At 65.0% G+C, this 11,710-nt stretch carries 7 protein-coding genes and 2 pseudogenes; 4 read left to right on the top strand and 5 right to left on the bottom strand.

Features of this window, described 5'->3' with window-relative positions:
• The first annotated feature begins 106 nt into the window (after window positions 1-106).
• The 4 genes from ACZ7IB_RS39475 to ACZ7IB_RS39460 all read left to right on the top strand — a co-directional run bounded on the left by ACZ7IB_RS39475 (window position 107) and on the right by ACZ7IB_RS39460 (window position 7,239).
• On the top strand, window positions 107-1,600 hold the full coding sequence (locus tag ACZ7IB_RS39475; RefSeq protein ID WP_470919400.1) for an IS4 family transposase: 1,494 nt from the start codon (window positions 107-109) through the stop codon (window positions 1,598-1,600).
• 293 nt (window positions 1,601-1,893) lie between these two features.
• The gene (locus ACZ7IB_RS39470; protein WP_470919399.1) at window positions 1,894-2,739 is read left to right on the top strand and encodes a lipase family protein; all 846 of its coding nucleotides are present in this window, start codon (window positions 1,894-1,896) and stop codon (window positions 2,737-2,739) included.
• A gap of 13 nt (window positions 2,740-2,752) precedes the next feature.
• A complete protein-coding gene (locus ACZ7IB_RS39465) occupies window positions 2,753-6,922 on the top strand; it encodes a caspase family protein (RefSeq protein WP_470919398.1) in 4,170 nt (1,389 codons plus the stop codon).
• 173 nt (window positions 6,923-7,095) lie between these two features.
• Window positions 7,096-7,239, top strand: coding sequence for a hypothetical protein (locus tag ACZ7IB_RS39460; protein WP_470919396.1), 144 nt, complete (start codon window positions 7,096-7,098; stop codon window positions 7,237-7,239).
• A gap of 110 nt (window positions 7,240-7,349) precedes the next feature.
• On the opposite strand, the gene ACZ7IB_RS39455 is transcribed toward ACZ7IB_RS39460, so the two are convergent.
• The 5 genes and pseudogenes from ACZ7IB_RS39455 to ACZ7IB_RS39435 form a co-directional block, all read right to left on the bottom strand.
• Entirely contained in the window at window positions 7,350-8,183 is an 834-nt protein-coding gene (locus ACZ7IB_RS39455) for an NAD-dependent epimerase/dehydratase family protein (RefSeq protein ID WP_470919395.1), read from the bottom strand.
• Window positions 8,184-8,194: 11 nt separating this feature from the next.
• A pseudogene (locus ACZ7IB_RS39450) lies at window positions 8,195-8,776 on the bottom strand (UDP binding domain-containing protein); the annotation flags it as partial.
• Window positions 8,777-8,806: 30 nt separating this feature from the next.
• Entirely contained in the window at window positions 8,807-8,956 is a 150-nt protein-coding gene (locus tag ACZ7IB_RS39445; protein ID WP_470919394.1) for a hypothetical protein, read from the bottom strand.
• Window positions 8,957-8,964: 8 nt separating this feature from the next.
• Window positions 8,965-10,151, bottom strand: a pseudogene (locus ACZ7IB_RS39440) (dihydrofolate reductase family protein).
• Window positions 10,152-10,180: 29 nt separating this feature from the next.
• Entirely contained in the window at window positions 10,181-11,602 is a 1,422-nt protein-coding gene (locus ACZ7IB_RS39435; RefSeq protein ID WP_470919392.1) for a helix-turn-helix domain-containing protein, read from the bottom strand.
• Window positions 11,603-11,710 lie beyond the last annotated feature (108 nt).

Below are 11,710 nucleotides of genomic sequence, written 5' to 3'. Positions count from 1 at the left end.
CGCCGACTTCTCCACGGACTCCTGCTCGACAACGGACTCGGTCATCTCTGGCGTCTCCTTGATCATCAGATCCGCCGTTGATTAGACACTCCCGGTCGACGCGGTCTTGTCGGAGACCGGGACCGTGCAGCGGCGCTTGCGTGATCTGCCCTCGCGGGTCGGCGTCTACTTTCTCCTGGCGATGTGCCTGTTCCCCGAGGTCGGCTACCGACTGGTCTGGGACAAACTGACCGCCGGCCTGTCGGGGATGCCGACTGTCCGTCCGAGCACGAAAGCGCTACGTGATCTGCGTCGCAGGCTCGGCAGCGCGCCGGTGCGGGTGTTGTTCGAGATGACGGCTGGGACGATGGCCCAGCCGGCCACGCCGGGGGTACGGTTCGGCCCGTATCGGACGGTGTCGTTCGACGGCTGCAGCTCGATCAAAGTGCCCGACAGTGAGCGCAATCGGGGCTGGCTGGGGCGGTGCCCGCACGGCGGTTATCCCCAGGTCGAGCTGATGACGCTGGTGGAGACCGGTACCCGGGCCGTGGTCGGGGCGGTCTTCGGCCCCACCCGGGAGGGCGAGACCTCGTACGCCACAAGGTTGTTGCACCATCTGAGCCCCGAGATGCTGGTGTTGTGGGACCGGGGCTTCGACGGCAACGACTTCCTCGCCGCCGTGCACTCCACCGGCGCACGGGTTCTGGGCCGCATCAATCAGCGCCGACGTCCACCGGTCCTGCAGCCGCTCGCTGACTCCTCCTACCTCTCGGTCATCGGCGGCGTCCCGGTGCGCATCATCGAAGCCCGGGTGAGTGTCACCTGCACGGACGGCAGCAGCTTCGAGGGCTCCTACCGTCTGGCAACCACGCTCCTGGACGCCCGCCGATACCCCGCCGACCGCCTCGTGCACCTGTATCACGAGCGCTGGGAGCACGAGAGCGCCTACTACGCCTTGCGCCACACCATCCTGCATGGACGTGTCCTGCGCTCACACGACCCGGTCGGCGTCGAGCAGGAGATGTGGGCCCTGCTCACCCTCTACCAGCTCCTGCGCCGCACCATGGTCGAGGCGGCGGAATCCAGGCCAGGCACCGATCCCGACCGCTGCGGCTTCACCATCGCCCTCCAAACCGCCCGCGACCTGCTGGTATGTGCGGAAGGAGTCTTCGAGCAGGGCATCGGAGAGATCGGCCGCCGAGTCCTGTCGGCACTGTCGCCCGCACGGCGAACCCGCCTCAGCACCCGCAAGGTGAAGTCACCCATCTCCCGTTACGCGGAAAGGAAACTGGACGGCCGGCCCGACGGCAGCAAGGCCGTGACCTCGACGACGATCACCCTCCTGCCGCCCCCAACACCGGAGCCCGCACTACCCACGACGACCGTCCGGGAGAACGCCCGCAGCCGCATGGCACGTGTCCTGGCCATCCTGCAGGCAGAACCCGAACGGCTGTGGCGCTCAAGGGAGATCGCCGAGCTCCTGGGCGACGTCACCCTCGTCGCCACCTATCGACAACTCGCTCGCTGGACCGAGAGAGGAGTGATCAAGAGAGTCCGCACGGGCCGTTACGCAGCAATCACACAGATGACGAACCCCTTGCATGACCTGCGAAAACGCTAACTACCCGGCCTTGGGGGAACTTCAGCTCTGCGGATCGGCGTTCACTGTGGCCAAGAGGGAGGCGTCGCTCGCGTCGGGAAGCGAAGCGAGGCCGGCGACGGGGGACCAGTACGTCGCAGCGCCAGTAACGAGCTGGCTCATCTTTCTCTGCGTTGAGCGTGATCTTTGAGCACAGCGGCACCCGCAGTGCTGGGATGCGCGAGCGGTGCGTGTTTGATGAGTAGGTTTTCGTTGGGTTACTTGATCTAAGGTGTTCATCAGCCAAGCGAACTACGGGAATGGGGGTTTGTCGCATGGCCCGGGTTGTCGCGGTCCACGGGGTTGGCAAGCAGATGCTGGGCGAGGACAGCCTGTTCAAAGAGTGGTACCCCGCACTGCAGGACGGTTTGCGTCGCGCTGGCCGACCGCTGCTCCGCGAACATGAGTTGGCCATGGCCTTCTACGGCGACCTGTTCCGGCCGCCGGGCAAGATGCTTGCGGTTGGCAACCCGTTGTACACCGCAGCTGATGTCGACACTGGGTTGGAAAAGGAGTTGCTGCTGTCCTGGTGGCAGGCGGCAGCAGATGTGGACGCGGGTGTCTCCCCGCCGGGGTTGGACACGCTGGCACGCACGCCGCGTTCGGTGCAGGCCGCTTTGCGCGCACTGTCGCACTCGCGGTTCTTCTCCGGGATTGCGCTGCGGGCGATGATCTTCGACCTCAAGCAGGTCCGCCGTTACCTAACAGATAATCAGCTTCGGCGGATGGCTAGGGAGCGAGTCGCTGCGTTGATTGGTGCGGACACCCAGGTTGTCGTCGGGCATTCCCTGGGAACCATAATCGCCTACGAGGCGCTGTGCACCCTGTCCAACCATGGGGTCCGGGCGCTGGTCACACTGGGGTCGCCGTTGGGCATTCGGATGATCTTCGATCGGTTGCTGCCCGAGCCCGGCCGCTGGCCCGGGGCAGACACTCTGGCCTGGACAAACATCGTCGACAGCGGTGATGTAGTAGCCCTGATCAAGGACCTACGGCCTCAGTTCGGGCAGGAGCTCCGCTCGGCACTGGTGCACAACGGGTCCCATGCACATGACGCCACTATCTACCTCACCAGCCTCCTCACGGGTACCGCGATCGCCGAGGGCCTCGATGCCGGCTGAGCCGCGTAGGTATTTGATCGCCACCGCAGTTGCCCACTACAAGGAACAGCCGGAGTGGGACCGTCCAGGGCTGGTCGAGGCGCGGCAGAACATCATCGACCTGTTCACTGGCTGCTTCGGCTACCAGCATGTCAGCGATCTCGGTCTTGACCCGACCGAGAGTCAGCTGACAGAAAGGCTGCGGGCCTTCTGCAAGTCACCCGCGCGTCACGAGGACGACTTGATCGTCGTCTATATCGCGGGCCATGGAGAGGTCTTGGACGAGGAGGACGGCGGCGGTCACGTTCTCTTAACCTCAGAAACCGATCCGGACGACATCGCGGACGCACTGCCCACAGAGACATTGGCCCGCAAGATGCTCGCGGGCACGAAAGTGCGCCGCCTGCTGTTGATGCTAGATACCTGCTATGCGGGACAGGGTGGCAACGAACTCGCCGCTGTGGCATTGGAACGGACAAGCCGTCAATGGAGCGCACAGTCCGGCTCCGGGCTGATCATCCTCTCCTCCGCGCAACCTCTGCAGCAGGCCGAGGCTGGAGCGTTCCCACGGAGACTGGTACGGGCCGTTGACAGCTTGACTACTGCTGGCCATGGCCCCCGGGCGCTGGCGTTGGATGCGGTCGTCCAACAAATGAACGCGAACCCCGGATACCAGCATGTCAGCCTCCTCCAGGTCGGACTTGCTGGAGAGACTCCTCCGTTTCTGCCTAACCCCCGGCATGATCCCTACCTGACCGAAATCGACCTCTCCATACAGCAAGAAGCCAGCTGGAGGCGGCAGGCCGACCTACGCGACACCGAGCTGCAGAGCCGTTTCCTGGTGCGTGCCAGAGCCAACCGGGATACTGACCGAACGGCCTGGTGGTTCACCGGGCGCAGCGCAGCGCTCGCCGACGTCGCTACATGGCTCCGATGTTCACTGGATCAGCTGTCCACACCAGCCCTGGCGGTCACCGCCGGTCCCGGATCAGGCAAGACAGCCCTGCTAGGACTTCTAGCTGCCCTAGCCCACAACGAGCTGCGCCACACCGTACCCGCTCATGCTCTGGGCCTCGACCACTGTGTAGAGCAGGCGGCCAGTCATATCGACGTCGCCATTTACGCCCAGAGTCAGACAGATCAACAGGTCCTGGCTGGCTTAAGCTCCGCCGCGAGGGTGAACGCCCCCACGGTCGGGAGCCTTCTCGAGGCCCTCAACGGACGGGACAAGCCCCTTACCGTCATGGTGGATGCTCTCGACGAGGCAGCATCGCCCGAAACCCTGTGCGCCACAGTTCTGCGCCCGATTATCCAACACTCGAACGGCCGTATCCGTCTGCTCCTGGGCACCCGCCCTCACCTGCTTCCGCAGCTGGGACTGCAACGTGATGAGCAGATCGACCTCGATGCAGAGCGCTATGCCGATGCCGACGCCCTCCTCGCCTATACGATCCGCAATCTCGTCGGCGCCAATCCAGAATCCCCCTACCGGATGCATTCGCTTTCCGCGTGGCTGCCGATCGCCACTGAGGTTGCAACGGCAGCAGGCCGCTCGTTCCTCATCGCAGGCATCACCGCTGGCACCCTCGCCGCCACCCCGCACGTTCCCGATCACCGCGATCACAACTGGCGCAGCAGCCTGCCCAGGCACGCTGGTCATGCCATGGCCCGCGACCTCAACGTTCGCCTCGGCCTGGACGCGGATCGCGCCACAGATCTGCTGCGCCCACTTGCCTATGTATATGGACAGGGTCTCCCGTGGGAGGACGTGTGGGCTCGCTTGGCGACGGCAATAAGTGGACGCCCTTATACAGACGAGGACATTCAGTGGCTGCGTCGGGTAGCCGGTTCTTACATCGTCGAAGCCGTCGAAGATGACCGCTCTGCCTACCGTCTTTACCACCAATCTCTCGCTGAATATCTGCGCGGAGGTATTGAATCCACCGCTGTCCATGCCGCCTTCGTGTCGACGCTTACCAATCGCGTTCCGCACGCAATCGACGGCAACCTGAACTGGAGTCGCGCTCACCCTTATGCGCTTCGTAATCTCGCTGCTCACGCCGCTCAAGGAAACGTCCTGGACGCTATTCTCACGGAACCGGAATTCCTTGTCCACGCTGCCCCGGATGGTCTTGCCCCTTATCTACGTCAAGCTCGGACTGAACTCGGCCATTTGAGCTCGGCGGTATACCTTGCTTCTATCGGGGTCCATCGGTACCTTGCGCCGAATGCTCGCCGCCGCCTTTTGGCTATTGATGCGGTGCGTTATAACGCTAACCTGCTCGCCTCAGCCCTAAAGAGCCGAATGGGTTCGGAGACCTGGCGGCCTGTCCACGCTACCGGGGGAGACGTTTCTCCGGCGCTCGTGAATACCCTGGTTAAGCATGAAAGTTCCGTGTACCGGGTGGCGTGCACCGAGCTGGACGGGCGTCCGATCGCTGTCACCAGCACTGACGGGGAAGTGTGGGTCTGGGACCTGCCCTCTGGGCGACCGAGAGGAAAACCTCTCGCCGGGCACGCCGGCGCAATAGTGGATGCGCTGGCGGTCCTTGACGTGGACGGTCGGCTGATTGCTGTTACGGGCGGGCACGATGGGACGGTGCAGGCATGGGATCTTATAGCTGCGCAACAGATCGGTGAGCCCCTGATTGAGAAATATTGGGTGAGTGACATTGCGTGCGCGATGGTTAATGGGCGGCCGATTGCCGTTGCGGCAGGTGATGACGGGGCAGTACGGATGTGGGACCTGGCAACCAGAGAATCGATTGAAACCCGTATCGCAGGGCATCGCAGTAAGGTGTCGTCGATTGCGTGCACGAAAGTAAATGGGCGGCCTGTCGTCGTAACTGGAGAGGAGAATGGCACTATTCAAACGTGGGATCTCGCATCAGGGAGATCCTTCGGTCAACCGCTCATCGGGCAGGACCGTCGGCTGTTTTCAATCACATGTGCGACGCTAGATGGTCGGGTGATTGCTGTCTCAAGCGGAGATGGCATCGCAGAGGTCTGGGACTTGGATGCCGGACGACTGATCGGCGAGCCATTCATCCCCCATCACGGCAGTTCTGGGCCGGTAGTGGGAATTACTGATCTCGACGGACAGTGTATTGCCCTGACCAGTGGAGATGATGGCGCGGTACAGCCTTGGCTTCTGGCCACGAGACAATCCATCGGTGAACTTCTCGTTGGGCACGATGATTTCCTGAACGACATCGCGTGCACCGAATTGGAGGGTCGCCCCGTTGCCGTTACCGGTGGTTCTGACGGCACGGTTCGAGTGTGGGATTTCGCGAGCAGGCGTTCGGTGGGAAGTCCGCTCACGGGGCACCGTGAGATTGTTTTCGCGTCAGCGTGTACAGCCATTGAGGGTAGGCCGGTCGCCATCACTGGTGCTCGAGATGGCGTGGTGATGCTGTGGGATCTCACCTCGGGGAAGTCTATTGGTGAGCCGCTCACCATCGCGCGCGGTGAGGTGCACGCGGTGGCGTGTGCCGTAGTCGCCGGGCGATCGTTGGCCGTTACCTGCTCGTACGGCGGTGCGGTTCAGCTGTGGGACCTGACCTCCAGGAGGTTCATAGGTGAACTACTCGGTACTGGAAGTAATGCTGCTTCGGCAGTGGCGTGTGCCACGATCGACGGTCAGTCAATTGCCGTTACCGCTGGTCGAGATGGCACGATACGGCTGTGGGATCTGAGCTCGCGGAAACCCATGGGCAGGCTGCCAGCGACCGCGCGCAGTGGAGCACGTGCAGTGGCGTGCTCCATGGTCGATGGGAAGCTAGTCATTATCGTCTCTGGCATGGACGATCAGGAGCGGGTGTGGTCTTTACTTTTTCAACAGACCATCGACGAGATTCTGGGCGGCAGCGATGGCATTTTGGACTGGCCTGAATGCATGTTGACGGATGAGGAATCTGTCGCTGCTTCAGGGCCTGAACACAAACTGCTGACCCTCGACGTTGCCTCGAAGAAGCCCCTCGGCCACGGCGACTCGTTGAACGATGTCACCTGTGCCGTAATGGATGGTCGCCCCGTTGTTCTCACCGGAAGCATAGACGGCACAGTGTCGCTATGGGATTTGCTTACTCGGCGTTGCCTGGACACTTTTATTCTGCCCGGTACATGCACAAGTCTGGCAGCGAATGGCGAATATCTTATAGCTGCCTTCGGGGCAGACATTGCTACCTTTGAGAAATTTCGTTGAACTTAGTCGTGCACGTCCTCGGCAACCCCAAGGCGGGTCCTGGCAGCAGCCGTCACCTGCTGCATCAATACCTGATCAGGCAACAACGCCTGCTCTAGCCTTACCTTTCCGAGCAGGGCGAGAGTGCGCGTAAGTCCATCCTCTACCAGCCGCAGTCCAGACAGGCGGAAGGCATGTCGATCACGCTGGGGTCAGCCCTCGAGAAGGACGGAAACGATGTCGCGGTGATGTCTGTCGACACCGGTGAGGAGGAGTTACGCGTCAGGCAGCTGCACGTCAACGATGAGTGGCAGCGTGATCGTCTCTGGATCACCTGATAGCTGTGACGTGGTGAGCCGCTTTACGGAGCCAGTCCACAGTGGCGGGAACCCCTTTCTGGAGGGCTACGGGGGCGATTCTCGGGAACAGAGCTCGCAGGCGCCTGCTGTCAGCCTGTGAGTGGGGGACGTCGCCGACGCGACCCGGCACGTGTTCTCGGTGCACGCGGAGGCCCGTCGCCGTCTCGCTCCTGGACCAGGTCCAGCAGCGAGGTACGGGTACCGAATGCCAGGTTCACAGGGCAGGGGTCCGCGACCCGGCGGACGAGAGCGTCGGTGAGGACGTGGCAGACGGTGCCCACGTAGGTGAAGTCCCGAGTCTGGGTGCCGTCGCCGTGGATGGTCACCGGCTGGCCGGCGAGGGCGGCGCTGATCCACTTCGGGATGACGGCGGCATAGGCGTGGTCGGCGCGCTGGCCCGGGCCGTACACATTGAAGAAACGGAAGGGGAGGACTGGTAGGTCGAAGCTGTGGTGGTAGGCGCTCAGGTACGCCTCCGTCGTGAGCTTGGCGACCGCGTACGGGCTCATCGGGGCGGAGACGAGCTCCTCGTGCTTCGGCAGGTGGGGGTTGGCGCCGTAGACGGAGGACGAGGAGGCGGCGATCACGTGCGGCCCGCCGGCGCGGCGGGCGGCTTCGAGCACCTGGAGGGTGCCGGTCGCGTTGGCGTGGTGGCTCGCCAGAGGGTCCCGTAAGGAGCGCGGCACGGAGGGGAGTGCGGCCAGGTGGACGACGGCGTCGGCGCCGCGGAACGCCTGGTTGAGGAGAGCAGCGTCCTGGACGTCTCCCTCGAAGAAGTCCACGTCGAGGCCGGCGAGGTTCGCTTTGTCCCCGGTGGAGAGTTTGTCGACGACCCGGAGTCGGGTGACCTGAGGCTGCTCGGTCAGGGCGCGGACGAGGCTGCCGCCGATGAATCCGGCGCCGCCGGTGATCACGATCTTCACGTTGTTTTCCTTCAGAGGGAGTCGACGTGGGCGCCGGTGAGCCGGCGTCGGCAGTCGAGGATGTATGGGGCGTGCGCACTGATCAGGGGGTAGCCGAAGGCGTCGTGGTCCGCGAGGAGGACGACGGCGTCGGCCGCCGTAAGGCGGCCGGGGGCCACGTCGACCCGCTGGAGGCCCTCCAGGTCGGCGGCGCGGGGGTGGGCATCGTCCAAGACGTGGGGGTCGGCGGCCTGGACCTCGGCGCCCATGCCGGTGAGGAGTTCGGCGATGCGGGCCTCCGGAGTTTCACGGGCGTCCCCGGTGTTGGCCTTGTACGCCACACCGAGCAGCAGGATCCGGGAGCCCTTGAGTGGCTTCCCGCGCTCGTTGAGGCCCGCCACGAGACGCTGCACCACGTAGTCGGGCATGTGGTTGTTGACGTCGTTCGCCAGCTCAACGAAGCGGAAGTTCTGCCCCAGGGTCCGCTCGGCCCGCCGCGACAGGTACGACGGGTCGACGGGCAGGTAGTGGCCTCGGACTCCCGGGCCGGGGGTGAAGCGCATGAACCCGAACGGTTTGGTGGACGCCGCGTCGATGGCCGCCCGGACGTCGATTTTCCACGGCGTCGTGTCCCCTCACTCTGGTCAGTCCCAGTTGCGGACGTCGACGTGGGCGGACACGGCAGCGGCGACCTGCTCGTGCTCGGCCTGGCTCATGGCGGGGAAGCGGTCGTGGTGCCACTCGACGTAGAGGACGGAGATGAGGTTCCCCTGCGGACGGCGGGGCCGTCCCACCTTGGTTGTCAGAGCAGGTGCAGGTTGGGGGCCTGTGCGGCGTTCGCGTACTCAGGCAGTTCAACGACCGTTACGCCGGCGTCTTCGAGGATCTCGGTGCCTTCGGCGCTGGTGACGAAGGTGTCAGGCTCGCTCCAGGCGGTGACGACGCGGCGGAGGCCAGTGTCCTGGATGAGCTGGGCGCAGGAGCGAGGGCGGGATGCCCGTTTGGCGCAGGGTTCCAGGGAGCTGTAGATCGTGGCGGTGGCGAGCCGGGCATCCTCGGCGGGGAGCTTGGCGAGGGCACCCTCCTCGGCGTGGTCGTGGGGATCGCTCTCGCGGGAGTATCCGCGGGCGAGTTCGGTCCCGTCGGCCGCGACGATGACCGCTCCCACGCTGAAAGCAGTCTCCGAAGGCGGGCAGAGGGCGGCCAGCTCACAGGCGAGGGCGAGCCAGGCCCGGTCTGCGGTGTTGGGCTTGCGGCCCGCGCCTGGGGCGCCGGCTGAAGGGGTGGTGCTCATCGGGGCTCCGTCGCGGTGTCCTTGGGGGCGTATCTCAGGAGTACCACGTCGCCGATCTGGCGGGTCTCGAGAAGTCGGAGGCGGGCGGCGGGGCCGCTGGGATAGCTCGCTGGGCCGAGCATCCGTACCGCGTCCGGCTGGCCGACCAGGAGCGGGGCGATGACGAGCTGGAGTTCGTCGGCGAGCGCTGCTTCAAGGAGTTGTGTGTGGATGGTGCCGCCGCCTTCGACCATAAGCCGCTTGACGGCGTATGCGTCACCGAGGATGTCGAGCGCGGCCGGCCACACGGCCTCGGCAGGGACGTCCTGAACGGTGGCCAGGTCGCCGAGATTGGCGCGGGCCTTCGTGGTGGCCGCGTCGCCGACGGCCAGGACGAGTTTGTCTCCGCCGTGGTGCCAGAACTTCCAGCCGGGGTCGAGGTCGCCCGTTCCGGTGATGGTGACCTTCAGCGGGTACTCCGGCTGACCGGCGGCGACCCGGGACGCCCTGCGTTCTGCCGAGTTGATGAGGAGGCGGGGGTTGTCAGCGCGGAGTGTTCCGGCGCCGACGAGAATGGCGTCGACGCTGGCTCGTACGGAGTCGACCCGCTCAAAGTCCTCCTTGTTGGAGAGCAGGAGCCGGTCCTCACCCGGGCGAGTGTCGAGGTGGCCGTCGATCGATACAGCTGCGGACAGCAGGACGTACGGGCGAGACACGCTATCTCCAGAGGGTGTGCACAGATGGGTCAGGCGGGATGCAGGACGATGCGGTCGAGCGAGGCTCGGAACTCGGCGACGCCATCCTCGCTGGCTGCGGGGGCCAGCGCCTGGTCGAGCCGGTCAAGCTGACCGAAGATGCGCGCGGATCCGGTCTCGGTGGCGATCCCGACGGCTTGCCCGCCGATTCGGGCGGCCAGGGCCATGTTGCCTGTGCCCGCATGGGCGCGGGCGGCACGAGCGAGGTAGACACCGCGGTCTCGACGGTATGCGGGCGGAAGCACTGCGATGGCGCTGTCGAAGCCGGCTGCGGCCTGCTCGTAGTCGCCGAGCGCAGCGAGGGAGCGAGCTCGGGCGGTACTGATGTACGCCGTATCGAGCCAGGAACCCCAGACGCCATCGGCGCCCGCGCGGCCGAGAAGGGTGAGTGCGGTGTCGTAAGCCCTGTGGGATTCACCGCCTTCACCGAGTACGGCATGCGCATGGGCCTCGTGCAGAACGGCGATGACTTCGAGACGGCTCCCGGGCCGGGCGGTGCGCCGGGCGGCGGCGGCGAGGCCGAGGGCGTCGGCAGGATGACCGGTGTCGACCGCGAGCTGGGCCTTACGCCCGAGGATGTACGCGGTGAGATCAGTGTCGCCGGTGATGTGGGAAGCGTCGAGCGCCTTCGCGGTGTGACCGTGGGCGGTGCGTTCGTCGCCGATGTCCTGGGCGAACCAGCCTGCCAGCTCTTCGTATCGCGTCTCCAGAGCGAGGAGTTCGACGGCGTCGTTTCCACGGGCGGCTCGGCGTCTTGTAGCAAGGGAGACGAGGTGTTGTTGCAGCGCGGGCAGCACATGCCGGGGACCAATGAGGTTGTCGGTCTGGATCATTACTCGGCGGAGCTGCGCGAAGTGTTCGAAGGGGGAACCCATCTCGGCGAGTTCTGTGGCAGCCGCTGCCGTCGTGGCCGGGATGGCTGTCGCAACCAGGCCGGCGATCCCGGAGGCGAGAACAACACGGCGGGGCACGGGCACGAAGAGGATCCTTCCGTGGATTCGGGCAGGGACGACGACCGTGTCGTCTCCAAGTGAGCCTGCCTGCCCGAACCGGCTCGCGGCCAGGGTCTCCAGGTCGCTGGCCCCATGGCCCCGTGTATTGGCCCCATGAGTCATTGTCTCGGCTCTGGACACAAGGACAGAGCCGTTCTGGGGAGCCTCGCGCTCCGCACTGTCCCAGCGACGAACCAATGCACCAGCGGCATCGAGGACATCGTCGAGGACGATGGCTGCGTGCCGTGGAACAGGACGCTCAGCGCGCTCGAAGCGCCCGAGATGTGCGCGGTCGATCAGCGCCTTGCGAGCGAGAGCCTGCTGCGACAGCCGACGGGCCTCGCGGAACTGCCGTAGCTCGTAACCCCAGTGATGCCACGGGCCGGCATCCGGAGTCAGCTCGTTCGGCTGCTGCCCCACGCTTCCTCCTCCACCGTGAACTTTCGTTCGCCCTGTGATCGACGTCAGAGGCACCGGCTGGCTCTCGATGGGGCCTGAGGAGCCAGCGTGCGGGGCCCCATCCAGGGC

Source organism: Streptomyces sp. NPDC037301 (assembly GCF_055602785.1).
This window is presented reverse-complemented; position numbering and strand designations above follow the sequence as displayed.

Coding starts and splice junctions, on each gene's coding strand:
- ACZ7IB_RS39470 (WP_470919399.1), top strand. CDS start 1,894: ATGGCCCGGGTTGTCGCGGTCCACGGGGTTGGCAAGCAGATGCTGGGC.
- ACZ7IB_RS39460 (WP_470919396.1), top strand. CDS start 7,096: ATGTCGATCACGCTGGGGTCAGCCCTCGAGAAGGACGGAAACGATGTC.